Below are 24,570 nucleotides of genomic sequence, written 5' to 3'. Positions count from 1 at the left end.
TCCTTTTTCTTGGTGCTAAAACGCTCAAACACTGCCAGAATGGGCAGGGTTTGAGCGATAGCTTAGCAGGGCTTAGGCAGCCATTACCGACGCCTCGACACAGCGGGCAACTAACCTGCTGCCCGAATGGCGGCTTCCATATCGCGCGCGGCGTCGTCGACGGACTTCCCATCCGTCAGGGCCGCATAGGCGTTATCTTGGATGGCCTTGGAAATAGCGGGGTAGAACGGGGAGGCCGGACGTGGCACCGCATTTTCTAAGGAAATCTTTAGTGCCGGCAGATAAGGATACTTCGCGATTAAATCGGCATCATCATAGATTGAAGCCAGAACTGGAGGGAATGATTTCTCTGCGAAATAACTCTGATTCTCAGCACTTGTGATGAACTCAATGAAATCCTTCGCTGTTTCTTTGTGCTTAGAATTGACGTTGATGCCGTTATTGAGCCCCCCGAGGGTGGACACTCCCACTCCAGACTTGCCCACCAGCGGTTGAACTTCCACGCGACCCGCGACCGTGGAGTCATTGTCTTGGGCCATATCGTACATATACGGCCAATTGATAGCGTAGGCGGTTTCGCCAGCAAGGAAACCTAAATGAGTTTCTTGCTCTGTTGTGGATGTTGAATTCTTAGCGATCACGCCGTCCTTATAGGCATCGACAAGCGCTTGCATACCTGCTTTAGCTTCATCCGTGGCGACGGCAGGAGAACCATCCTCATTGAGAATATGTCCGCCCCAGCCTTCGATAAAGCCAGCTGCGTTAACGGTGAGTCCTTCGTACTGCTTGAGCTGCAGAGTCAGGCACTCGACATTCTTTTCTCTGGCTAATTCGCAGGAATCGGTCAGTTCCGCAAAATTTTTGGGTGCGGTTGGGACAATCTTGGTATTACGGAACAAAAGTTGGCCGTTAGTATTCTGGGGCATCGCATATAAGGTGCCTAAGTAGGTCGCAGAGTCAACGGTTGGTTTCAGCAGTTTTGATGTATCCACCGCGAGTTCCCCTTCAAGCGGTGCAATCCACTGATTCGCCGCGAATTCGGCTGTCCAAATAACATCCAGCGCCATCACATCGATATCATCGCTACCAGCCTGTAGGTTCTGCACAAGGAAATCGCGCTGGTCACCAGCTTCGCCAGCTAGCTCTTTCATGGTTACTTGCTCGTCGGGATGCGCTTGATTCCATTTATCTACGATGGGAGCAAGCAGTTCGGTGTCTAATTTGCCAAGCGCATACGTGATCGGCCCACGGGCGCCAGCGGTAGCAGGTGTGGGGGCGGCGGAGTTTGTGGTGGTCGTTTCATCAGAGCAGCCGGCGAGTCCGAGTGACCCAGCGACGCCCAGAGCTGTAAGAAACGCTCCGATTCGGAAATTGTGACGAGTATTCATGAGTATTGCCTTTCCAGGGGATGGGGAGACTCTCCTTCAGAATCTACTGAGCATCCTCCCTACCGCGCACCCAATTACGAGTAATGGGGTGAATTTTGGGGGTGAATATCAGTGTATTTTCCAACACAGGGATTTTGCCGCGCGTGCTTTAATTGGAGTAGTCCAGCGGTTAGCAGTGATAGTCCCAGTTGATCTCTGTTCCTTTACCCCCGCGAATTGCCCCCATTTTCTCAATATGTCTAGAGATCTAAAGAGACTTTTTCGCTCTCTCGTATATGGGCCAGCCGCTCAGCTGACACCAGGCCATTGATTAGGACGACGCTGCCTAATGCCGCAAAGGGGGAAAGGATGGCCTGATTGAAGCCCTCTGCATCTTTCCACCCTCGACTAAGCACACGAGCCTCGTGGGGAATTGTATGGTGGGCGAGAGTTTTCAGGTCGGGGCTGGGTTGTGAGAATGAATCGCCATGGTAGCGAACGGTAGGGCCGAAATCAATGGCGCCCTCGGGCAAATCGCTCCCTATTTCCTTCACCCCGCGGCCAAAGGGGTCGTTGGTGACCAAGACAATATCACCATCGAATTCAGCGCTAAATGAGCGTGGAGGCGCAAAGATTACGTCAGCTGCATCCGGGTCTGCGAAAGGCTCGTGTGGGTCGAGAAAACGATAGGGAATCGAGGCCGTAATAGAGCCGAGAGCAATGCATACCGCTTGCCACGTGCTAGGCAGCGCGATGCCAACTGTTTCGGATTCGTTGAGATCGAGCTCGTCGATAAGCATATTTGCAACCTTATTAGCCCAATTATCGAGAGTTTGAGCAGAAAAGTCGAGCCGAGCTCCAGTGGTCTCGTCGTAGGTACTCAGACGTGGGATTGCGGGGTTGGCTGTGATAAGAGGGCTGAGTAACGGCACAAATGATCCTTGAAGGTCTAGTGGTGAAGGGCTAGTTAACGCAGCGTGGGCTATCGCCACCTGCATCGATCTGTGGGGAGTCCGCAGCATCATTGACGACGCTTCCAGGATCGTTGCTTTCTGGCTCTGCGGTATTGCTGTTCACGGGGGCACCCGGTTCCCCAATTGGGGCGGAGTAGTCACCCCCGGCGATCACGACGATCCCCTCATACGCGAGCTCAGGATCCTCCACTACCGGCACTCCGCCGAGAGCTTTGGCGATCTTGCGGGCAGTTGAGTCGTTGAGGTTTCGGGTGATTACCTGGGTGCGATCGTAGCGGCCTATCTCAGCATTACCCACGTCGGCAATGGTGAAGCCTTGTTCGGTAAGGTAAGCGCCAGCGCCAGCTGCGAGTCCGGACTGTGCTGAAGCATTCAGTACCTGGATGGGCGTCGGATCTTTCTCAGCGGGACCCTCGTCGGCCGCCGGAGCATCGGCTGGGTCGGCCGGTTCTTCGTCGGTACCAAGAAGCGCCTGGAAAAAGGCTTTGACCTCGTCGGGGTCAATCGTAACGACAGATTCACCATAGTCTCCGACACCGTCGATATCGGCCACTGGAATGGTATTGAAACGCACATTACCCCCAGCCAGATCCTGCAATTGGGTGGCAAAGCTTATCACATCCCAGTCTTCGTCGATCACCACTGAGCGGGTGACAGCTTGACCTAGCTGGGCTAGTTTACCCGGGCTCGTGAGGGTGCCCGTAGAGAGAACTTTATTGACGAGAGAGGCCATATACGCTTGCTGACGAACGATGCGGTCGAGGTCGCCTCGGGGCAGTCCATGTCGTTGGCGCACGAAAGCCAGGCCGCTACCACCAGAGAGCGTCTGGACTCCAGCAGGGAAGTCGGCGCCAGAGAATTCGTCGTAGACGGCATTGTTAAGACAAACATCGACTCCACCCACAGCATCGGTGAGCAAAACAAAACCCAGCAAACCAATTTCCGCATAATGATCAATGGTGACTCCAGCTAGGTTAGTAACAGCATCAATTAACCCATTGCGACCAGCCTGCTTGGATTGGCTTTCGAGTTCTTGCTCGTCGACAATTCCAGCATTAAAGAGTTCGGTGCGTTTGATTGCCTTATAGCCGGCGTACACACCGTTAATTTTGATATTGCCCAGCTCAGGGTCTGCGATATAGGTGTCTCGTGGAATGGAGATCGCAGTGGCTGATGTCCCATCATTGGGGATGCGGATGAGCATGATGGTGTCAGTATTATCGGCTTCTTCGTCGCCAGCGTGTAGTAGCTCGATCTCTTCAGGGGTGAGGGGATTGCCTTGCGCATCCGTGCGTGAGTCGGATCCGACAAGGAGGATATCGATAGCGCCATCGAGTTTTTCTTCCTTGACTCCCTGGTCGCCGCCAAGTTCGAGTGAGCCTGCGGATGCGACGGAGTTTCCCACACGCCCCACAGTGGCGTAGCCCACGCCAGAAATCGTGAGGACCGCAGCGGAGATAAAGGCGAGCAGCACCTTAACTACCCCAGGACCTTGCTGGGCGGTTTGGGGTAGGTAATGAGGGGCGGGGCTGATATCGCGGACGGGGCGCTTTGGGGTGGTGCTCACGGTGGTTAAAGTCTTCCTCGATCGAGATTTAATAATGGTGTTGAGTTTAGCCGACGCGACACGCCGCGAGTACCCGACGGGCGGGTTCGGGCACTAAACTTAGGCCTTGTGAATGAGCCGATTGCAGTAGTGACAGTGACGTTTTCCCCAGGGGTATATCTGAAGCGATTTATCGACTCCCTTGAATCGGCCACAAGCGACGGTTATGAACTCATTCTGGCCGATAATGGGTCTGTCGACGGGGCGCCTGAGCGCGCTGCAGCTGACAATACGAGGATCACTTTCCTGCCCACTGGCGGAAATCTCGGCTATGGGAGCGCCATAAACGTCGCCTATGAGCATCTGCTCACGCTTCGTGAACGCCGTGAACGCCGTGAACATGATGAACGCTCCGAACACAGAGATATCAACCACGGAGATATCAACCACAGAGCAATCAACAGCGAGTATTTTCTCATTTCTAACCCAGATGTGGAATTTCAGCCAGGTAGCATCGACGCTCTGCTTAACTGCGCCCGTCAGGCGCGGGAGCGGGGAGAAAAAGTGGCTGCTGTCGGGCCTCTGATTAGGCAGCTGGATGGGACGGCGTATCCCTCGGCACGTGCGATCCCGACATTATCTAATGGGATCGGACATGCCCTCTTTGCCTCTATGTGGCCCGATAATCCATGGAGTAGAGCTTATCGGAATAATGCAGTCATGGATCGGCAGCGAGAAGCTGGGTGGCTGTCGGGTTCTTGTTTGCTGGTGAGCTTCGATGCCTTTGCAGAGGTCGGTGGTTTTGATGAACGGTACTTTATGTATATGGAAGATGTGGATCTAGGCGATCGCTTCGCGCGTGCAGGCTATGTCAATATCTTTTGCCCCGACGCCGAAATAACGCACGCAGTAGGGCATGCGGCAAGCAAATTGCCTGAGAAGATGTTGCCAGCACACCATGATTCGGCTTATCGCTTCCAAGCTGATCGGCATCCAGGTTTCGCAAATCTGCCGATTCGATTTGCCCTGTGGTTGGGTTTAAGGCTGCGATCAATAATTATGGTTCAGGCTGCGCGTCACCGCCGCGATGGTGTCGATGGTGGGTAGCATAGCCATGATAACGCTAGAAAGGCTTCTCCTTTCAAGCCTTGGATCAAGGCTTGGTCTAGTGCTTGGTCTAAGGCTCGGTCTGCAGCGGGTGGTCGCGCGTTGCTGGGATATGGGCGGATGCAATTTTTTAGCGTTGAAGAACAATGAGGAGGTTTGAGGAACGTGGATGGATCGGCGGGATGGGGCGAGACAACCGATGCTGTTGTTCTTGTCGGCGGCAAGGGTACCCGGTTGCGTCCTTTGACGACGCACACCCCAAAGCCTATGCTGCCAACGGCAGGAGTGCCGTTTCTCGCACACCTTCTGGCTAGAATTAAGGCCGCAGGGATTACCCACGTCATCTTAGGAACCTCCTTCAAAGCCGAGGTTTTTCAAGAATATTTCGGTACCGGCGAAGAGTTTGGTCTAGAGATTGAGTATGTCTTTGAGGAAACCCCACTTGGAACGGGTGGCGGTATCCGCAATGTCTATGAAAAACTGCGCCACGACAATGTCATCGTTTTCAACGGTGACGTCTTAGGTGGCACAAATTTGGAGGCCATTCTCGAGGCTCATAGAGCTAAAGACGCCGATCTCACCATGCACCTCGTTCGAGTGTCGGATCCACGGGCGTTTGGATGCGTGCCCACAGACTCCGCTGGTCGAGTGTTGAAGTTTTTAGAAAAAACTGAAGACCCGCCAACAGACCAGATCAATGCTGGCTGCTATGTGTTTAAAAAAGAAATCATCGAGCAAATACCGCCCAATAGAGTCGTGAGTGTGGAGCGCGACACCTTCCCTTTGCTTTTGGAGCAAGGGCGAAAATTTTACGGATTTGTCGATACCGCGTACTGGCGAGATATGGGCACCCCGGACGATTTTGTGCGCGGATCCTCTGACTTGGTGCGCGGAATCGCTTATTCGCCACTCCTGGCAGGTAAAAATGGGGAATCCCTGGTTGATCCTTCAGCGCTCGTGCGAGAGGGCACGCTTTTACTGGGTGGCACAGTCATTGGGCGCGGTACCGAAGTGGGAGCCGGGTGCCGTTTAGATGATGTGGTTGTTTTCGATGGAGTCACCATTGAACCTGGTGCAATCATTGAGGATTCGATCATTTCACACGGGGCTCATATTGGCGCCAACGCCCGCATCAAAGGTTGCGTTATCGGTGAGGGTGCTCAGATCGGTGCCCGCTGTGAGTTGTTAACGGGGATGCGGGTATGGCCCGGAGTGGTCATTCCTGATGGTGGAATTCGTTTTTCCTCCGATAGTTAGAGCGGTCGCTGCAGTAGCGCTGCCTATTCGAGGAGCACTAATTAGTGCTATGGCCTGATGCTATGGCCGGGTGTTTTTTAAGGGTACTTGCGATAATTATTGGGGGTAGGCACAAGATGTGGTACCCCCATAGTGACCCCCGCGATGCGCCGGCATGTTAAAGCTGTGGCGTGTGTGATCTATGAACTGCATAAATCAAAATGCTTCGCAGGAGATGCGCTCTTTAGCTTGACGACATCTTGTGTCACCGTGTTGAATCTCAAGTATGTTATTTGCCAGGCCTCGCTTCGGCGCATACGCAAAGAATTGTGCTATGTAGGCGCAAGTCTCTCCGCGTGGCGAATATACGCATAAACCGTTAAAGACTTATTGATTTACTATGAGCAAAGGAGGCTGGCGTGGAAGATTTCGCTGGCAACGCCGCGCCTCATCCCCGCTCGCACCGCGATCTCGGCCTCGATTCTCTATTCGACGCCATCGAACAAGAGTGGCAGGAACAGGCACTGTGTGCTCAAACCGATCCTGAAGCTTTTTTTCCCGAAAAGGGTGGATCTACCCGCGAAGCAAAGCGTATTTGCCAAGCATGTGAAGTGAAAGATGACTGCCTCGAATACGCTCTCGCCCACGATGAGCGATTTGGAATTTGGGGTGGACTCTCGGAACGTGAACGCCGCCGCTTAAAGCGAGAGATTAGTTAGACGCCACCCCATATGCTCTCGTGAAGAGAACTAACGGTGCACACATCCAATTTAAGCCTCCACACCCTCGTATACGAGGCAGGGGGCTATTATTAACTCTCCATTGAGGTGTCTTCAAAGAATCTCGAGGGGTACCCCATATCTATCTATAGGGGTCGAAAGTGCTTGAGGCCTCACAGGGGAAGATCATCCGGGGTGAGGTTGAGATATTCGGCGACGAGTCGACGAAATATCGTTGTCAGTACTTCATTAAGTTCTAGACGCGAATCTACACGCTGCTCAATTGGCATGCGGAAAAGCACAATTCTCGCTCTGGTCGCATGGCCGTCGCGATCCACGCCCGCCGAAATCAGGCGTGCTAGGGGTACAGGCCCATCGGCCACGATATCGCGTGGAAAGGCCTGAAAATCAGTATTCAACCGCATCCGAGGAATAATGTCCACCGCGATATCTAACATGCTTAGCTGGTCGAAATAGTGTTCCTGAAAAGGGGCGTAGGCGTTTAAGATATCAGCATCAAAAAGCTCGCGGCGGTTCCGAAATCGGGGCAGCGCGGGCGGCAAAAGCGGACCGCGAACGCCATGTCCGTGTCGATCGCGTCGAATTTTTCCCTGGTGCATACCGTTTAGGGTATCGGGATCGAGCTTCTGGATGCTAAGGGCGCGCCGTAGGATGAAAAAGCTCAAGTAAAGGATTAGACTTGCCAGTTGTGAATCAGATTCGTCGTTGCTCTCGCCCAGGCTGCGGTCAGGTGGCCGTAGCGACGTTGACCTATGCCTATGCACACTCCACCGCCTATGTCGGTCCCCTCATTGCCAACAGCGATCCGCATTCCTGGGACCTATGCGAGCGACACGCCGCTAAAATTACTGCTCCAAAAGGCTGGGAGATGGTGCGCGTTGATGCCCCCGAGATTGGCGAAGATGATCTGACCGCCTTAGCTGAGGCTGTCCGAGAACAAGGCAGGCTGCAATCTGGTTTATTACAAGAGGCTCAACTCAATCAATCTCCAGGGGCCGAATTGGCTCCACACCATCCAGCCAAACGTGGTAAAGCAAAGGCTGCCGAAAAAGCACAGCGCAGAGCTCACTTATCTCTCGTGCCTGATGCCGAAGACACGAGCAGCGACGCGGATTAAGCAGATTCAGAAAATTCTTAGCCTAGTGAAGAACTAGCGCACACTCTCTGCGCATCGTAGAATGGTGGATTGTTTTTAATCGCTTGCGATTAGTCATCGCGCCCTAGTCTTAAGAAATCAGGTCCACGTTATGCGCTCCCGGGAATCTATTGAGGCTGTGATCAAGGCTTACGACGTCCGCGGGGTCTACGGTGAAAGCCTAGACGCCCACCTCGTTAAGGATATCGGTGCTGCCTTTGGATACCTCGTACGTACAATGGGCCAGGAGAAAATCGCGATCGGTTACGATATGCGTCCTAGCTCCCCTGAATTATCTCGTGCATTTGCCGAAGGTGCAGCAGAACAGGGTATAGACGTGGTGATCGTGGGGCTCAGCTCCACTGATCAATTATACTTTTACTCGGGGCACTACAATTTAGCTGGTGCAATGTTTACTGCATCCCACAACCCGGCCCAGTATAACGGCATCAAAATGTGCCACGCTGGAGCGAAACCGGTAGGCCAAGAGTCCGGTCTAGCCGATATTACCGAGATGCTGCTCGAAGGGATTCCTCCCTACCATGGTCCTCTAGGGGCCATCGACACAGAAGATTGTCTCGAGGACTACGGCAATTACCTCAAAGGCCTGGTGGACCTGAAGGATATACGCCCCCTGACGGTAGCCGTAGACGCAGCCAACGGTATGGCGGGCTTAACGGTGCCGGAGGTTTTCTCCTCTCTTCCCATCGACATTAAACCTCTCTACTTCGAACTCGATGGAACCTTCCCTAATCACGAGGCGAACCCCTTAGACCCGAAGAATCTCGAGGACTTACAAGCTTTTACTCCGAAGGTTGGCGCAGATATCGGGCTTGCCTTTGATGGGGACGCCGACCGGTGTTTTGTCATCGACGAAAAGGGACAATCAGTGAGCCCTTCCGCCATTTGTGCACTTATTGCCGAGCGTTATCTCGAGCGGTACCCGCAAGCAACCGTGATCCACAATGTCATTACTTCCCGTTCGGTGCCGGAGATTATCGCCGAAAACGGGGGGAGAGCAGTGCGCACCAGGGTGGGACACTCCTTTATTAAGAAAATAATGGCAGATGAGGGAGCTGTATTCGGTGGTGAGCACTCAGCGCACTACTACTTCCAAGAATTCTTCCATGCTGACTCCGGTCTACTTGCCGCCCTCCACGTTCTCGCGGCTTTGGGTTCCACCGATCAGTCGTTGAGTGAGATGATGGCCAAATATCATCGCTATCACGCCTCTGGGGAGATCAATACTCGCCTGAGTTCCGCAGCTGAACAGCAGCAACGCACGCAGGCAGTCCTCGAGGCCTTCGCCGAGCGGATTGCTGCGGTTGATGAGCTCGACGGAGTTAGCGTCTTTTTAAAGGATTCGCCAGCCTGGTTCAATATTCGTGCCTCCAATACAGAACCCCTGTTGCGGCTCAATGTCGAAGCCCCCACAGCACAAGAGGTTGATAGTCTGGTAACAAAGATCCTTCAGATTATCAGGAGCTAACACATGTCGGACTACGATCCGCTCGCCGTCGCCTTTTACGATATCGCCCACGAAGGCGCCTATCTACGCGCACTCGCATCGGCTATCGAAGAAGGAGTCCAGCTGGCAGCGGAGAATAATCCTCGGCCGACCTTAGCCACGTTCGTCGGAATGCGACCGCGCAGCGTGGTCATAGTGACTGACCATTCGGTTGCCAGAGAGTGCGCCTTATTGGCCGTGAGCTTCTTTAACCCGCTGCCGTGCCCTGTTGTTGTAGTGGACCATATTCCCGGATATATTGGCGCGCTGGACGTGGTGATCATCCTTAGCAATGGGGGCCTTGATACTCCCGACAGCGCGCGCCATGTCAATCAGCTGCTCGCCCGAGGGATCGATGTGGTGCTTGCTGTCGATGCCCACTCTCCGCTGCTTGCCGACGTTGCCCCCGGAGCTATTATCATCCCCACCGTGCCCACACACGAAGGTCTGAGTCTGATGAGACTGACGGGTACTGTTATGGCACTCTTTGAGTTGGCGGATTCTGAGGCGCTGATTGTCGCACAGAAATTCAAAGATCTGGCCGATGGTATCGATGCCGAGTTGCAGGCATGTTCACCTCAACGCGACCGTACGGAGAATCCGGCTGTAGCTTTAGCGGATCTATCCGGTTCCATTATTCATACAACACCTTCTACAGAGCAACCAGGCGATTATGAATTAGTCCAGCTTATCGCCACATTGTGGACATCATATGGGCGGGTAAGTGCGGCTCTGGGAGCCGCAGATATGCAGCTAGCCGCTGGATATAGAGCAAGAAACCGTGAGCGACCAGTCAAAGATATCTTCTATGACCCATTCCTTGATGATCCTGTCACAGCTCCAACACTGACAACCATCATGTGGAATGCAACCGACGAAGTGGGCGCCGGGGTCGTTACAGAACGTGTTACCGAGCGTGGTCTCGCAGCTCAATTGCAACTGAGCGTCAGAGCCTATGCTGCTACCGTGTACTTTTAAAATCCTTATCATCTAACGAGACGGAGAATCCTACCCTATTATGATGCTGCCCTTAGATCCTCCCACCCAGGCGTACCCGTGGGGTTCACGAACCCTCATTGCTCAACTCAGAGGAGAAACAGAGCCAAGCAAACACCCAGAGGCGGAACTCTGGTACGGCGCCCACCCCGCACTCCCGGCGCGAGTCGACGGGCAGAAACTGGATGAACTTATTGCTGAGGACCCCGCGGCTCATCTAGGTGTAGATATAGCGGAGAAGTTTTCTGGCGAGCTACCTTATTTGCTGAAAATCCTAGCCGCAAATGAACCGCTGTCTTTGCAGGCGCATCCATCTGCACACCAAGCCCGCGAAGGCTTCGAGCGGGAAAATGCCAGTGGTATCGATATCCGTGATCCGCACCGTAATTACCGCGACCCACAACCAAAACCGGAACTCTTAGTCGCACTGACAGAATTTCACGCGATGGCGGGCTTCCGACCGCTGAAATTAACAAGAGAATTGCTTCAAGCCTTGGCATGTCCGGAGCTAGACCGCTATCTAGCGATATTAGGTGACGATGATAGCACTCCAGAAGAGACAGGCTTGAGAGGACTATTTACCACCTGGATCTCCATCCCAGCTCCAGCCCGCCGCACCCTCATTGCAGCCATCGTAGAACGAGCCCGAGCATTTATCCGGGACATGGAGAACCACCCAGTGGAAGAAAATACCTGGATGGTTGACGCCGCGAGAAATATTGTCAATCTCCATGAGCACTACCCAGGTGATGTGGGAGTGCTGGGTGGTTTACTCCTTAATTATCTCGTTCTGCAGCCCGGGGAGGCTATCTTTCTGGACGCTGGAAATCTCCATGCATACTGCCGTGGGATGGGAGTTGAAATCATGGCCAACTCCGACAATGTCTTGCGTGGTGGCCTCACATCTAAACATGTGGACGTTCCAGAATTGGTCAAGGTGCTGCGCTTTGAGTCTCTAGCAGAGCCTACGCTCAGAGATCGTGACGGGCACTACGAGGTCAATCTTGATGCCTTCGATTTACACCGATTTGATGTCGTCGACACGCGCACAGTATCTCTGAGCGGTCCACGCATCGTTCTTTGTACGCAGGGCGAAATAACAGTTGGTAACGGAGACGCCGAGCTAGATTTGACACCCACTCAAGCAGTGTGGATCTCAGCGGCTGACCCTTGCGAGATTAAGCTGACCGGGTCTGGGCAGGTATTTGTCGCCCGAGCCTAGAAGGGCTTGATAATGCGATCGACTACGACTACAAATCAAGATACAAATAGGTACCAGCTCGATGCGGAAGGACGTTGATATGCACGCGTGGGATCATGAAATCTTCAATGAAGAAGTGGTCACTTCTTTCCTTGACGAGCTTGCTATGCTGGACGAGTCTGAGATCGCGAGCAATATTCACGATGCAATTCTCCTAGGGCTCGATGACCAAGGCAGTGATGATGAGTTCATTATTGGACTCGCCGCCGCAACGATCGTGGCTATTTGGGCTTCGGCTCCTTATACCGATGGGGAAGTGGTAGAACACTATCCTTTTATACGAGAGCTTATCGGTCATGGTGATGAGGAGCTTCGTGAAAGCGCCAGCTCGATTCTCGAATTAGCGGAAACCGATCTTGATCTCGATGTCTATACTGAGGCGCTGACCTAGAGTAACCCAGGAGAGAATGGAACGCTAGATGATTATTGCGATTGAGGGTATCGATGGGGCCGGAAAGAATACCTTGGTGAAACGGTTGCGGAACGCCTTCGACGCAGACACCCTCTCTTTCCCCCGCTACCAAGACTCCATACACGCACAGCTGGCGCAGCGGGCGCTTCATCATGATCTTGGGGACGTTGCCGACTCTATTAATGCTATGGCGGTACTTTTCGCTCTCGATCGTGCAGAGGTCAAAGACTATATAGCTTCATATGCATACGACCCCCGCCGCGTATTGATCCTCGACAGGTATGTCGCTAGTAACGCTGCCTATAGCGCGGCGCGTAGCCTAGACGATGCACTTGTAGAGTGGGTGGCAACCTTCGAATTCATAGAGCAAGGGTTGCCCGTACCTGATCTTCAAATATTATTAGCTACATCACCTGAGCTCGCCCATGAGCGCGCTCACCACCGTGCTCGCACCGATACTGACCGTGCGATTGATAGCTATGAGGCCGATCGTGGTCTGCAAAATCGTACCGCCGCCACCTATCGACGATTAGCGCAGGAAAATTGGTATTCCCCATGGTTGATCATTGACGGACAGTACAATCACGCGGAGGTTGAAGCCCAAGTCCGTGAAAAGCTACCCGCTTGCACCAATCTCACCGAATATATGCGACCACAAACTCAACCCCGAGACTAGTGTTGTTGCTCGCTTAGCTCTAACATTATCGGTACGACCTCTCATCTGCTCAACAACCAAACAACTGAATTCTCGCTGCACCGCCTGCAGGCCGCTGGGGTGAGAAGGAAAAGAAGAAGATGGCCCATAAGATTCTCGTAGTCGATGACGATCCAGCGATCTCAGAAATGCTCTCGCTAGTGCTCGAAGCTGAGGGCTTTGACAGCGTGGTAGTCAACGATGGTGCTCAGGCGGTAGATACTTGCTACCGGGAGAACCCCGATCTAATCCTGCTCGACCTCATGCTGCCGGGGATGAATGGTATCGATATCTGCCGTGCAATTCGCCAAGATTCTGCCGTGCCTATCGTGATGCTGACCGCCAAAACCGATACAGTCGACGTAGTTCTCGGTCTCGAATCGGGAGCGGACGATTATATCCCCAAGCCGTTTAAAGCCAAAGAGCTGGTGGCTCGCGTGCGCGCTCGTTTACGCGGCGCAGCAGATAAAACTCATGACTCTGTACATATCGCGGATCTCTACATTGACGTCAAAGGTCATACCGTCACACGTGGCGGCGAGGAGATTTCCCTAACACCCCTGGAATTTGATTTGCTCTCGGAACTAGCTTCAAAACCCGGAGAGGTTTTCACACGCGAAGAATTGCTACAGAAAGTGTGGGGATATCGGAACGCCTCCGATACGCGCCTGGTGAATGTACACGTCCAGCGCTTGCGCGCCAAGATCGAAAAAGACCCCGAAAATCCGCAGATTGTCCTAACCGTGCGCGGTGTGGGTTATAAGACTGGCGACTAGTGAAGCTACGACCCTTTATTAAAAAGTTCCGGAGCAATCACCATCGACTACGGTTTTGGATCGCCGAAAGCTGGCGCACCTCGCTACAATACCGCCTGATCACCACTATCTTGGCGTCCTCCTTGGTGGTAATGCTGGGATTGGCCTATATTTTGGTCTCTATAGTGACCTCCAAGCTGATTCAGGCAAAACTGGATATCGCTGATGCTGAGATCGAGCGAGCGCGGATCGCGGTAGAGCAACAAATCGAGGCAACCTCAACAAGCTCAAGTGTGCAGGTACGTCTCAATGCGGCGCGAGCAGCGCTAACCTCGCGATCGATTAACTCACCGGATTCACAGACTGCATACGAGCCAGTACTACTCGTGGAGGGCCCCGACGATTCAATTGTGGTTGCCCCGGAGGCGTATCGCATCCCGGAACGGCTGCGATCATTTGTTTCCCAAGGCCAAGTATCATATCAATTTGCTACCATTTCGCGTGCCGACGGCACCAGCTATCGGGCGATGATCATTGGCACGCCAACTCAATCTGATATCCCGAATCTGCAGGTTTATCTGGTGCTATCAATGGAGGCTGAGCGCGCTACGCTATCACTACTGCGCGGCGTTTTCGCTGCAGCAGGCCTAGTCCTTGTGGTTCTTATGATGGGTATCACGTGGCTAACAATTCGCCAGGTTATAGCACCAGTTCGAGCGGCCAGTCGCATTGCTGAACGCTTTGCCGCTGGGCATCTACGAGAACGCATGATTGTTGAAGGCGAGCACGAAATGGGGCGATTGGCGGAGAGCTTCAATACCATGGCAGCTTCGCTATCGAAGCAAATCGATCAGCTGCAAGAATATGGCAGCCTACAGCGCCAATTTACCTCTGACGTGTCCCACGAGCTGCGTACTCCCTTAACGACAGTGCGCATGGCAGCTGATATGATCCAGTCTCATAATGAGGAGTTAAGTCCCGCAATGCGGCGGGCCAGCGAACTGATGGTCAGTGAACTCGATCAATTCGAGGCACTGTTGAACGACCTCCTGGAGATCTCTCGCCATGATGCGGGAGTAGCTGAGCTCGCAGAATCGACCATCGATATGCGGGCCTGCGTCAAGGGTGCCTATGAATATACGTCGCATCTAGCAACCGAACTTCATGTGGACGTTGAATTCGATCTTCCCGATGCGCCCGTGCAAGTGGTGTGCGACCCGAGGCGCATCGAGCGTATCTTGCGCAATCTCCTAGCAAACGCCATCGACCACTCCGAGGGGAAACCGGTAACGGTAGCGATCGGGGAAAATGCGCAGGCCGTATCGGTGACCGTGACAGATCACGGTGTTGGACTCAAGAGCGGTCAGGAAGACTTGGTTTTCAATCGATTCTGGCGAGCGGATCCGGCGCGCGTGCGCCATTCAGGGGGAACTGGACTGGGCTTAGCCATTTCACATGAGGACGCGGTTCTCCATGGTGGCAGTCTCGAGGCCACCGGATTCCCAGGTGCTGGCTCATGCTTTCGCTTAACTATTCCCAAGCTACCGGGTGAGGGTTATGGTCAAGACCCACTACCCCTTCGCATTGACATCCCAGATGCCTCCGAACGCTTAAATGCCGTAGCGGACCTTTGAAAGACGAGTTCTCATTTATGTACGTCAAGAATCCCTGTGGGCTAATCTTCGTAGTTGTCTCGATCAGCGCGTTGACTGGGTGTGTGACCCTTCCCTCGACGAGTGAACCGCAAGCACTACGGAGTCTTAGTAGCCAAACTCCCACCCAAGAGCCCGGGCCAATACTAGGACGTGAACCTGATCTCCTCGTACGTGATTTCTATGCTGCAAGCGCGAATCCCAGCCAAAATTACCAACAGGCTCGACATTATCTCACCGCCTCCTTTGCCCAAAAGTGGGCACCTCAGCCGATTATTACGGTATTAGATCGCATAGATATGTCGAGTAATATTGCCCGCGACACTAACAAACTCTCTTATACCATTACCGGTACTGTGGTAGGCACCATCAGCGAAGGTGGGGCGTATAATCCGCAGCGTAGCGACTATCGTGCGGACGTTGAACTGGTGCGAGTCGACGGCCAGTGGCGAATTTCAAATAGCCCCAACGAGATTGTGGTGGAACGTACTGAACTGCGCAATCGTTACCTTACCCAAGCAATTTTCTTCTTCAATCCCGCAGGCGATACCCTTGTCGCCGACCAACGCTGGGTATATTCCGGCTCCAGCTCTCTGGGATCGGCTCTCATTAGCCTCATTATCGCAGGCCCCTCGAAGGCTCTCAGCCCAGGAGTCCTCGATCAAATCCCCGCCACCGCCAGTTTTGTCGGGATTGACAACGGCATCTATCAGCTCGCCGGTTTTGCCGAATTTGATGATGATGCCCGTCACCGACTCGCTGCCCAGCTCGTGTGGACGCTTGCCACTGCAGGGATCGCGGGACCGTACCGTTTCGATGTTGACGGGGTCCCATTGCTGACTGCCGAGGGAGACGCCAATCTTACCGTGGACGATTTCCCTGAATTCAACCCGCAGGCCGCCCGAGCCTCATCCGCAACTATGTATGCCCTGACCGGTGGCTCCATTTCCCAAGTATCTGCTGGCCAAGAAAGTCCGGTTACCGGCCCATTAGGCACACTCAATGATATTGAATCCTTCAATATTTCCGCCCAGAGCAAAACTGTCGCACTCGTGCGCACCAATGGCTCTGGCGATCTTAAACAATCCCAGTTGCTCATCGGGGATATTGACGGAGCCCTGACCACCGTCGCTGAAGCTCGCACGTTTACCCAACCCACTTTCGAAAATAAGGGCAAAGCCTTGTGGGTGGTGGCAGATGGTAATTCTATTAAGCGCATTGCACGTTCGGAGAGTAGTAAAGAAAGCGCACTGATCGACGTCGACATTGCTGATCTCGATCTCAACGACAATAGCCCCGATATATCTGCTTTCGCTTTGTCTAATAACGGCGTACGCGCGGCTTTTATTATTGATGGCTACGTTTATATTGCTACAGTTTCCACCCCGCGTGCAGGAGAGCGCAAGCTCAGTAACCGCTATGAGATCCTCCAAGTGGCTCGCGGTTCAGCGGTATCACTCGATTGGGGTCCTGAGGGCACCCTGTATGTGGGGACTTCGAGTAGTGATACTCCCGTGTGGCGTGCCGAACCCGACGGATCCTCAGCGCTGGCACTGTCTTCCGGCAATATAGTAGCGCCGGTAGTCAATCTCAGTAGCAACCAATCGGCCGTATATATCACCGACGCCCGCGCAAGCTTGCAGCTGTCAACTACTGGATCGGCAACCTATTGGCGCGAGATCCAAGGTTTAGAAGGCGAGCGCGCTGTGACGGTGATTCCTCAATAGAAGTAATCCCCCCTCCTCCATATTGGGGAATCGGGGGCCCCCGATTCCCCAATACGGAGAGGCACTATGCTTAGCAACTCGGGGTTGCGACCACTATGGTTACAGGTGAAGGTCGGTTGTTGAATATCTGGTGAGCTAATTCCATAAGTTGGGAGCTGCGCGGTGCTCTTGCCCCTTAGAGAGCTGTTCTTACCCAAAGAGTGTGTGGGATGCCGGCACCCAGGGGTTATTGTGTGCTCAGAGTGCGAACAGGTCTTTCGGAGTATCCCAAGCCCCGTGTCCTTGCGAATCGACCCCCAGGTGCCTACTTTCTCCTTGGGGCCTCTCGGTGGAGTGCGACGGCGAACGATTATCCAGATCAAAGAGCGCGGGCGTTATGATGCTATTCCTTTCCTCGGAGCTGTGCTGCGCGCGAGTGTTGAGTATTTATATGTCTGCGGACATTTGCCGGAGCCGGTCATACTAGTGCCGGCGCCCACGAAGCGCAGTTCGGCGCGTAAACGGGGCGGAGACCCGGTGCGGCGCATATGCCAAGCCTCGGGGATGGAGGTGGCCGATTGTTTGTACTTGAGGGAATCAACACAGGAATCGGTGGGGCTTTCGGCGACACACCGTGCTCGAAATATGCAGCGCGCTGTGGCCTTAAAAAGCCAGCTCAAAGGAAATGTTGTGGTGGTCGACGACGTGTTGACCACAGGAGCTACAATGCGGGCCTCAGTGAATGCTCTGAGTTGGGCGGGCGCAAATGTATACGGAGTTCTGGCGCTCAGTCATGCCTAGCTGCAGAGGCAGAAAAGGTTTGGCGCGATGACTATGACGCGATGTATTATTGATAATGAAGTTGCTTCCCGCCACATTTTCCTTATCTTGAGTAATCCTTCACAAGATTCGGGTGGCGGCCGACCAGGAAGGTACGTGACTATGACCACGCCTGCTGAAAAAGATACCCTGAGCCCCGATGTCCAGTTAACAATTACTGGCCGTAATGTCGAGGTTCCAGAGCACTTCGCGGAGCGCGTGCGGAGCAAGTTAGGAAAAATCGCCCGCCTCGACCCGACTCTCACCTTCTTCCACGTGGAGCTCCAGCACGAGCGCAACCCACGCCGCGCCAACGAGAGTGATCGGATCCAGATCACGGCAACCGGCAAAGGCCATATTGCGCGAGCTGAAGCGAAAGAGGACTCTTTCTACGCTGCTCTGGAAACGGTTCTCTCACGTATGGAACGTTCCCTGCGTAAGGTGAAGGCACGTCGTTCGATCTCCCTATCTGGTCACCGTGCCCCTAAGAACACTGGCGAGATTGTTGCCGGATTGGTCAATGAATCTGAGAAGCGAGCCGCCAAAGAGGATACTCGCGAGGAATTATATGATCATGATCCTTATGCTGATCAGGTCCAAGATATCCAGCCGGGACAAATCGTTCGTACCAAAGAGCACCCCGCCAAGCCTATGAGCGTTGACGATGCGCTGAGCGAGATGGAATTGGTTGGTCATGATTTCTATCTCTTCATCAATGAGGAGACGGGTAACCCGTCGGTGGTTTATCGCCGCCACGCATTCGATTATGGCTTGATCTCCTTGAGCTAGGTCAAACTAGGTCAAGCTTGATCGCGCGAGGTCGTGCGCGGTTGAGCCAGACCCTCCGCCCGTGGTCCCCTCGGGGAGGCGGCGGAGGGTCTTTGATTTTTCACCCCAATCTATGATTGGGGTTCTTGCTTTGTAACTGTTGTGAGTACAATGGTCACGGAGAAATAGCGAGGTGCCTATTGGAACGATATAGGTAACCTTTATTCCCGAGTTTCGCTGCGGTTCGTCGTGGTGGGCGAGGGGTTAAAAACCACTAAAACTTACCATTTGCTAGTAAAGGAACTCACTCGTGTTCGGACTTTCTAAGATGCTGCGCATCGGCGAAGGACGCAAAGTTAAGCGTCTTCAGAAAATTGCAGAGGAAGTGCTGGCTCTCGAGCCACAGTACTCCGATCTCACCGATGAGGAGTTGAAAGCCAAGACCGAAGAGTTCAAGAGTCGCATCGCAGACGGAGAGACCGTCGATGATCTGCTTCTCGAGGCATTTGCTGTTGCTAGGGAGGCTGCTTGGCGCGTCTTGGGACAAAAGCACTATTTGGTGCAAGTGATGGGCGGTGCGGCTTTGCACTTCGGCTCAGTGGCCGAGATGCGCACAGGTGAGGGTAAGACCCTGACCTGTGTATTGCCCGCCTACCTTAATGCGCTCGAAGGTAAGGGCGTGCACGTGGTGACGGTTAACGATTACCTTGCTAAGCGCGATGCCGAGTGGATGGGACGTGTGCACCGCTTCCTTGGCCTGGAAGTGGGAGTCATTCTTTCGAATATGCGCCCTGACGAGCGTCGCGAGGCCTATAACGCCGATATTACCTACGGTACTAATAACGAGCTCGGCTTCGATTACCTCCGCGATAATATGGTGCATACCCTCAACGATTTAGTGCAGCGTGGCCACCATTATGCAATCGTCGACGAGGTTGACTCTATTCTTATCGACGAAGCTCGAACCCCGCTGATCATTTCAGGTCCCGCTGATGGCGCCTCTCAGCACTACAACGTGTTCGCGGCACTCGCTCCGAAGATGAAGGTGGATATCCATTATGATGTCGACCATCGTAAGCGCACCGTTGGTGTGCGTGAAGAGGGTGTTGCCTTCGTCGAAGATATGCTGGGTATCGAGAATCTATATGCCCCTGAGAATTCGATGTTGGTGTCATATCTCAATAATGCATTGAAGGCTAAAGAGCTGTTCACCCGCGATAAGGACTATATCGTGCGCAACGGTGAGGTCATGATTGTCGATGACTTCACGGGCCGTGTGCTTGATGGTCGCCGCTATAACGAGGGTATGCATCAGGCTATCGAGGCGAAGGAGAAGGTGGAGATCAAAAATGAGAACCAGACCTTAGCCACCATCACTTTGCAGAATTACTTCCGCCTCTATGAGAAGCTGGCCGGAATGACCGGTACCGCTGAGACAGAGGCAGCCGAATTGCACCAGATCTATAAGCTGGACGTGGTTCCCATTCCAACTAACCGGCCACCGCACCGCGATGATATGACCGATTTGGTGTATAAGACCCAAGAGGCAAAATTTGCCGCAGTGGTAGAAGATATCGTTGATTGCGTTCAGCGCCGCCAGCCGGTGCTCGTTGGTACCACCTCAGTGGAGCGCTCCGAGTATTTATCTCAGCTCCTCCAACGCAAAGGTGTGAAGCATCATGTCCTTAATGCCAAGCATCATGCTGAAGAGGCCGAAATTGTAGCCAAGGCAGGCTTGCCAAGTGCTGTCACGGTTGCTACCAATATGGCCGGTCGTGGTACCGATATTGTGCTGGGTGGTAACCCCGATATCTTGGCTGATATAGCACTGCGCGATCGCGGTTTGGATCCCGTGGAGACCCCTGAGGAATACGAAGCCGCCTGGGATGACGAGCTTGCAAAGCAAAAGACGCGCTCGGAGTCTCTAGCCGACGAGGTACGCGAAGCGGGCGGTTTATATGTGCTCGGTACTGAGCGCCACGAATCCCGCCGCATTGATAATCAGCTGCGCGGCCGCGCGGGTCGTCAGGGTGACCCAGGTACTACTCGTTTCTATCTCTCTATGCGCGATGACCTGATGGTTCGATTTGTCGGGCAGACCATGGAGAATATGATGAATCGCCTCAACGTTCCCGATGATGTCCCTATTGAGGCAAAGATGGTTACCAACTCTATAAAGGGTGCGCAGGCACAGGTTGAGAACCAGAACTTTGAGATGCGTAAAAACGTCCTCAAATACGATGAGGTCATGAACGAGCAGCGTAAGGTCATCTACCGTGAGCGTCGCGAGATTCTGGAGTCAGCCAATATCGCCGATAATATCCAAGCGATGATTGACGAAACTATCTCCGCCTACGTGGATGGCGCTACAGCCAATGGCTATGTTGAGGATTGGGACCTTGATGCACTGTGGAATGCCCTGGAGTCCCTCTACGGACCGTCGATGACCCCGCAGTCGCTTATCGAAGGCTCCCAGTATGGCCGCCCCGGCGAGCTGAGTTCAGATGAACTGCGGGAAGCCGTGCTGGCTGATGCTCATGAACAATATGCAGCTCTTGAAGAGCTGGTCAGCACAGTCGCTGGTGACAAGCAGATGCGTTACCTCGAACGCCAGGTCATCCTGCCCATCATTGACCAGAAATGGCGCGAGCATCTCTACGAGATGGACTACCTCAAGGAAGGTATCGGCTTGCGCGCCATGGCGCAACGCGATCCCTTGGTTGAATACCAAAAAGAGGGAGGCGATATGTTTAATGCTATGAAAGATGCCATCAAGGAAGAAACCGTACGCCAGCTTTTCATGCTCCGGCGCACCTTCCAGGCCCAAGCTGATGCCGCTGCTGCTCAACTGGCTGAACAGCGCGATTCCGCCGAGGCGTAGACCGCACTCGGCAGACAGAACTCGATCATTATCAGCCTGCGGAGCGGGTTGTAACCCCTGATAGACAGGATGGTTGCAGCCCGCTCCTTTGGGTATCAGAGATCAGATAACGCGAAGAGTGGAGATACGGACTGCGGTGCCCTCTTCTTTCTTGACGGTGGCAGTAAAGGCGCGGTGATCAGGGCCGACTGAAAAGGTGCCATAAGCCTCGTATACGTGCACGGGGGCGTCGAGGGAGGTGTGATAGGTGTCCTTCTTGCGGAAAAAATGGAGGCTGGCGATCTGGATATGGCCGAGCTGTGTATGTGAGGTTGGCTGTCCCTTTAGTTTTGCGCGTATATGCCTGATGACTGCTGCGTCGTAAGAGCTGGCGCGCAGGACTGAGATGGGCTTTTGACCGCACGCGCATTGAAGCGCTCGGTAGAGAGAGCATTTGATGTGCGTTGTTATGTCTTCGGGGAGTGTGACCGGCGGCGGATGATAGATCCGGCGAGGTTCGTATTCTGCACACTGGAGAAGGGCGAATCCGGGTTTAGGATGGTACATGACGCTCCTTTGGTAGGGTTGAGCGCCACGGAACCAATGATGATCGAGCTGTGGTAGGCCTATCGAGCAATGGTAAGGATATTCATGGGCGGTGGTGGGCTTGGCGGGTTTTAGACCCGAGCCCTGAATGCCTCGTGCTAAAAAATCCTACTAGATATATGCAACAATAGGATCAGTCTAATTGTAAGCGATATGGCTTAAAAAAGTGAGGTGGAGATTAATCGTGCAAGGCTTAATTGTGGATTATGTGGGGGTGCTTGATGGCCCCGAAGAGGAGCAGTATCGCTGGCGTCATGTACTGAAGGCATTGCGAGCTCAGGGAATCGCGACGGCCGTACTCTCCAATGATCCAGGCGGCCCCGGTGCTGAGCCGATCCGTGTGTTGGCTAGCTCCGGTGTGGTAGATGCCGTTGTCCTTTCCGGAGAGATTGGGGCGGAGAAGCCTGATTTCGCTGCTTTCCAAGCAGCAGCCGATGCTATTGGTATTCCCATGCAGGACTGCGTTATGGTCGACGATTCGATTGTCAATGTGCGCGGTGCCGTAGAAGCTGGTCTCGTGGGATCCTACTATCAGCAATTTGATCGCACCTTGGTAGAGCTGCAGAGTATTTTCAAGTTTGAGGGCGAGTTCTAGTGCGAGTCTATATTCCCGCCACTGTCGGTTATTTGCGGTCTTTGGAAGAGGACGGAATCTTAAGCGTGCGTTCGGGCTACGGTTTCGCAGTCACCGCGGCACTGCGGGAGAGCTATGAATCCGGTGAAGAGGAAGATTTTGAGGAGATTGCTTTCGATGAGGCGGCGCGGGCGTCTATACGTTTACTCGCTCTCTATGACGAGGAATATTATCCGCACCGTCGCGTGGTGATCTCAGTAGATCTTCCCGATGCGAATCTTCACCCAGATCCTGACCTGGGGGAGGCTGTGGTGCGTGTGGACCCACCGCGTATTCACCGTGAAGATCTGGCCGCCATTCACGTCGATGCCGCAGGTAGTGAGGAGGCCACTGCGAAGGCCATCAAAGTGATCGATGAAGCTGATCTTGGTGATGAGATCGCGGAATTGGCCGTGGGAGATGCTATCGATAATTATATGGCATGGTATGACCCATCCGAGCTGCCGGTGTTAATCGATCTGTTGTAGAAACCATCGATAAATTAAGAATCCCACTGCATACATGGCAGTGGGATTTTTATTGCACAATAACCTACGGTGCGGTAAGCTACGGTAGCGTAAGTTTTGAGGGGAAAACCTTTCACCCTAGTGGAAGAAAGGTTACCCCCGCTCACAACTCCACTCAGACTTTCACTGTGACATCTACCCTGACATCTACCCAGCCATCTACCCAGAAATCCACATTATGGAACAACTGCCAACCCCACCTAGTACAAAAACCACCCGTGATCGCCTCAGCCGTATCCGCTCCGCATTGAAGCGACTGACCACACCGTTATTACCCGACGACTACGCAGTTTTACTCAACCCCCTATGGTCCACGCGGGAATTGCGCGGTTTGATTGTCAGCGCACATAAACAAGCTGATGCCGTGCATCTCAAAATTAAGCCGGGCTGGGGCGTACCAGTGAGCTTTCGCGCTGGACAATACATAGGTATCGGCGTAGAGATCGACGGACGATTTGTGTGGAGGTCGTATTCACTGACAGGTGCTCCCAGCCTAGGTGACGGTCTGCTGTCGATCACTGTCAAAGCTGTGGAAAAAGGAAAACTCTCCCAGCACCTTGTGGGCATGGCTAAACCGAAGATGGTGGTGCGCCTAGCCGCTCCCGCAGGAGATTTCCATCTTGAAGATCCACCACCCCCCGCTTTGGCATTTATCGGAGCAGGTGCCGGTATTACCCCCATAATCTCAATGGTGCGCACCCTCGCCGAACAGGATCACCTCCGCCATTGCGACACCTATCTGCTCTACAGTGTGCGAGCGGAGGAATGCTGCTTCTTCGAGGAGGAATTGCGCGATTTGGCGCGCCGCTATCCAACATTCCGCGTGCACATTAATATCACTTCCACAGAGGGCCGCATTACCCCCGATCATATCCATGAATTCTGCCCCGATATTGCCGATCGCGTGGTGTATGCATGCGGGCCAGAGAAGATGCTCGACGCCTACGAAGAGTGGGCAACCGCCCAGGGCGTGACTCTAAAGACAGAACGCTTCACATTTTCGCGCGAATCGGACGCCCAAGGCGGCACGATCGACTTCGGCAACGGACGTAGCCTGAGTGTTGATGGGGCGACCACAATCTTAGAGGCCGCTGAAGAGTTGCAGGTGGGTCTTCCCTTTGGTTGTCGTATGGGAATCTGTCAGACCTGCGTATGCACTCTTAAAACCGGGATGGCTCTCAATTTGAAAACAGGCGAAGCGTACGAAGCAGGCACCCGCTTGAGAACGTGCGTCTCGGTGGCCTGCGGCGATATAGAACTAGCACACTAAAAAAGTAAAGGAGCCTTTA

Annotated in this window: 23 protein-coding genes; 18 read left to right on the top strand and 5 right to left on the bottom strand. The window is 53.6% G+C overall.

Features of this window, described 5'->3' with window-relative positions:
- Window positions 1–110 precede the first annotated feature (110 nt).
- From NXS13_RS02665 to NXS13_RS02655, 3 genes are all read right to left on the bottom strand, one after another.
- Window positions 111–1,388 (bottom strand): ABC transporter substrate-binding protein, encoded by a 1,278-nt coding sequence (locus NXS13_RS02665; protein WP_259077183.1) that lies wholly within the window; start codon window positions 1,386–1,388, stop codon window positions 111–113.
- A gap of 239 nt (window positions 1,389–1,627) precedes the next feature.
- A complete protein-coding gene (locus NXS13_RS02660) occupies window positions 1,628–2,299 on the bottom strand; it encodes a TIGR03089 family protein (protein ID WP_259289318.1) in 672 nt (223 codons plus the stop codon).
- Between the two features lie 31 nt (window positions 2,300–2,330).
- Entirely contained in the window at window positions 2,331–3,908 is a 1,578-nt protein-coding gene (locus NXS13_RS02655; RefSeq protein ID WP_259077181.1) for an LCP family protein, read from the bottom strand.
- A 108-nt stretch (window positions 3,909–4,016) separates the two neighbouring features.
- Between NXS13_RS02655 and NXS13_RS02650 the strand changes: the two genes are divergently transcribed.
- From NXS13_RS02650 to NXS13_RS02640, 3 genes are all read left to right on the top strand, one after another.
- Entirely contained in the window at window positions 4,017–4,994 is a 978-nt protein-coding gene (locus NXS13_RS02650) for a glycosyltransferase family 2 protein (protein WP_259077180.1), read from the top strand.
- A gap of 165 nt (window positions 4,995–5,159) precedes the next feature.
- Window positions 5,160–6,251 (top strand): NDP-sugar synthase, encoded by a 1,092-nt coding sequence (locus tag NXS13_RS02645; RefSeq protein ID WP_259077179.1) that lies wholly within the window; start codon window positions 5,160–5,162, stop codon window positions 6,249–6,251.
- A gap of 398 nt (window positions 6,252–6,649) precedes the next feature.
- Entirely contained in the window at window positions 6,650–6,949 is a 300-nt protein-coding gene (locus NXS13_RS02640; protein WP_310470282.1) for a WhiB family transcriptional regulator, read from the top strand.
- Window positions 6,950–7,122: 173 nt separating this feature from the next.
- Here NXS13_RS02640 and NXS13_RS02635 read toward each other — a convergent pair whose 3' ends face one another.
- Complete coding sequence (locus NXS13_RS02635) at window positions 7,123–7,569, bottom strand: metallopeptidase family protein (protein WP_259077766.1); 447 nt, start codon at window positions 7,567–7,569, stop codon at window positions 7,123–7,125.
- A gap of 89 nt (window positions 7,570–7,658) precedes the next feature.
- On the opposite strand from NXS13_RS02635, the gene NXS13_RS02630 reads away from it, so the two are divergent.
- The 12 genes from NXS13_RS02630 to secA all read left to right on the top strand — a co-directional run bounded on the left by NXS13_RS02630 (window position 7,659) and on the right by secA (window position 21,556).
- The gene (locus NXS13_RS02630) at window positions 7,659–8,087 is read left to right on the top strand and encodes a DUF3499 domain-containing protein (RefSeq protein WP_259077178.1); all 429 of its coding nucleotides are present in this window, start codon (window positions 7,659–7,661) and stop codon (window positions 8,085–8,087) included.
- Window positions 8,088–8,217: 130 nt separating this feature from the next.
- Window positions 8,218–9,594 (top strand): phosphomannomutase/phosphoglucomutase, encoded by a 1,377-nt coding sequence (locus NXS13_RS02625; protein ID WP_259077177.1) that lies wholly within the window; start codon window positions 8,218–8,220, stop codon window positions 9,592–9,594.
- Between the two features lie 3 nt (window positions 9,595–9,597).
- Entirely contained in the window at window positions 9,598–10,590 is a 993-nt protein-coding gene (locus NXS13_RS02620) for a hypothetical protein (protein ID WP_259077176.1), read from the top strand.
- Between the two features lie 43 nt (window positions 10,591–10,633).
- On the top strand, window positions 10,634–11,830 hold the full coding sequence (manA, locus tag NXS13_RS02615) for a mannose-6-phosphate isomerase, class I (RefSeq protein WP_259289409.1): 1,197 nt from the start codon (window positions 10,634–10,636) through the stop codon (window positions 11,828–11,830).
- A 79-nt stretch (window positions 11,831–11,909) separates the two neighbouring features.
- Window positions 11,910–12,260, top strand: a complete 351-nt coding sequence (locus NXS13_RS02610; RefSeq protein ID WP_259077762.1) for a hypothetical protein — start codon at window positions 11,910–11,912, stop codon at window positions 12,258–12,260.
- 28 nt (window positions 12,261–12,288) lie between these two features.
- Complete coding sequence (locus NXS13_RS02605) at window positions 12,289–12,957, top strand: dTMP kinase (protein WP_259289317.1); 669 nt, start codon at window positions 12,289–12,291, stop codon at window positions 12,955–12,957.
- Window positions 12,958–13,076: 119 nt separating this feature from the next.
- The gene (gene mtrA / locus NXS13_RS02600; protein ID WP_259077174.1) at window positions 13,077–13,751 is read left to right on the top strand and encodes an MtrAB system response regulator MtrA; all 675 of its coding nucleotides are present in this window, start codon (window positions 13,077–13,079) and stop codon (window positions 13,749–13,751) included.
- Entirely contained in the window at window positions 13,751–15,364 is a 1,614-nt protein-coding gene (gene mtrB, locus NXS13_RS02595; protein ID WP_396124706.1) for an MtrAB system histidine kinase MtrB, read from the top strand. The genes mtrA and mtrB overlap by 1 nt, the downstream gene beginning before the upstream one ends.
- A gap of 17 nt (window positions 15,365–15,381) precedes the next feature.
- Window positions 15,382–17,109 carry an MtrAB system accessory lipoprotein LpqB gene (gene lpqB / locus NXS13_RS02590; RefSeq protein ID WP_259077173.1) on the top strand — a complete coding sequence of 576 codons (1,728 nt, stop codon included), beginning with the start codon at window positions 15,382–15,384 and terminating at the stop codon, window positions 17,107–17,109.
- A gap of 276 nt (window positions 17,110–17,385) precedes the next feature.
- The gene (locus NXS13_RS02585) at window positions 17,386–17,889 is read left to right on the top strand and encodes a ComF family protein (protein WP_259077172.1); all 504 of its coding nucleotides are present in this window, start codon (window positions 17,386–17,388) and stop codon (window positions 17,887–17,889) included.
- A 141-nt stretch (window positions 17,890–18,030) separates the two neighbouring features.
- The gene (hpf, locus tag NXS13_RS02580) at window positions 18,031–18,696 is read left to right on the top strand and encodes a ribosome hibernation-promoting factor, HPF/YfiA family (RefSeq protein WP_259077734.1); all 666 of its coding nucleotides are present in this window, start codon (window positions 18,031–18,033) and stop codon (window positions 18,694–18,696) included.
- Window positions 18,697–18,985: 289 nt separating this feature from the next.
- Window positions 18,986–21,556, top strand: a complete 2,571-nt coding sequence (gene secA / locus NXS13_RS02575; protein ID WP_259077171.1) for a preprotein translocase subunit SecA — start codon at window positions 18,986–18,988, stop codon at window positions 21,554–21,556.
- Window positions 21,557–21,658: 102 nt separating this feature from the next.
- Here the strand turns inward: secA and NXS13_RS02570 are convergent, their stop codons facing one another.
- Window positions 21,659–22,102 carry a hypothetical protein gene (locus NXS13_RS02570; protein WP_259158103.1) on the bottom strand — a complete coding sequence of 148 codons (444 nt, stop codon included), beginning with the start codon at window positions 22,100–22,102 and terminating at the stop codon, window positions 21,659–21,661.
- Between the two features lie 223 nt (window positions 22,103–22,325).
- Here NXS13_RS02570 and NXS13_RS02565 point away from each other — a divergent pair, with 223 nt between their 5' ends.
- From NXS13_RS02565 to NXS13_RS02555, 3 genes are all read left to right on the top strand, one after another.
- Complete coding sequence (locus tag NXS13_RS02565) at window positions 22,326–22,736, top strand: HAD family hydrolase (RefSeq protein WP_259077169.1); 411 nt, start codon at window positions 22,326–22,328, stop codon at window positions 22,734–22,736.
- Window positions 22,736–23,242 (top strand): DUF6912 family protein, encoded by a 507-nt coding sequence (locus tag NXS13_RS02560; RefSeq protein WP_259077168.1) that lies wholly within the window; start codon window positions 22,736–22,738, stop codon window positions 23,240–23,242. Before NXS13_RS02565 ends, NXS13_RS02560 begins: the two co-directional genes overlap by 1 nt.
- Window positions 23,243–23,459: 217 nt before the next feature.
- Complete coding sequence (locus tag NXS13_RS02555) at window positions 23,460–24,551, top strand: ferredoxin reductase (protein ID WP_259077167.1); 1,092 nt, start codon at window positions 23,460–23,462, stop codon at window positions 24,549–24,551.
- Window positions 24,552–24,570: the final 19 nt, after the last annotated feature.

The sequence above is a fragment of the Corynebacterium sp. ES2730-CONJ genome (assembly GCF_024834055.1).
GTDB lineage: Bacteria > Actinomycetota > Actinomycetes > Mycobacteriales > Mycobacteriaceae > Corynebacterium.
This window is presented reverse-complemented; position numbering and strand designations above follow the sequence as displayed.

Bases quoted from the DNA above. Each gene is read 5' to 3' on its own strand.
- NXS13_RS02665 (WP_259077183.1), bottom strand. From the start codon at position 1,388: ATGAATACTCGTCACAATTTCCGAATCGGAGCGTTTCTTACAGCTCTG.
- NXS13_RS02635 (WP_259077766.1), bottom strand. From the start codon at position 7,569: ATGCACCAGGGAAAAATTCGACGCGATCGACACGGACATGGCGTTCGC.
- NXS13_RS02625 (WP_259077177.1), top strand. From the start codon at position 8,218: ATGCGCTCCCGGGAATCTATTGAGGCTGTGATCAAGGCTTACGACGTC.
- NXS13_RS02620 (WP_259077176.1), top strand. From the start codon at position 9,598: ATGTCGGACTACGATCCGCTCGCCGTCGCCTTTTACGATATCGCCCAC.
- manA (WP_259289409.1), top strand. From the start codon at position 10,634: ATGCTGCCCTTAGATCCTCCCACCCAGGCGTACCCGTGGGGTTCACGA.
- NXS13_RS02610 (WP_259077762.1), top strand. From the start codon at position 11,910: ATGCACGCGTGGGATCATGAAATCTTCAATGAAGAAGTGGTCACTTCT.
- NXS13_RS02605 (WP_259289317.1), top strand. From the start codon at position 12,289: ATGATTATTGCGATTGAGGGTATCGATGGGGCCGGAAAGAATACCTTG.
- mtrA (WP_259077174.1), top strand. From the start codon at position 13,077: ATGGCCCATAAGATTCTCGTAGTCGATGACGATCCAGCGATCTCAGAA.
- lpqB (WP_259077173.1), top strand. From the start codon at position 15,382: ATGTACGTCAAGAATCCCTGTGGGCTAATCTTCGTAGTTGTCTCGATC.
- hpf (WP_259077734.1), top strand. From the start codon at position 18,031: ATGACCACGCCTGCTGAAAAAGATACCCTGAGCCCCGATGTCCAGTTA.
- NXS13_RS02570 (WP_259158103.1), bottom strand. From the start codon at position 22,102: ATGTACCATCCTAAACCCGGATTCGCCCTTCTCCAGTGTGCAGAATAC.
- NXS13_RS02555 (WP_259077167.1), top strand. From the start codon at position 23,460: ATGGAACAACTGCCAACCCCACCTAGTACAAAAACCACCCGTGATCGC.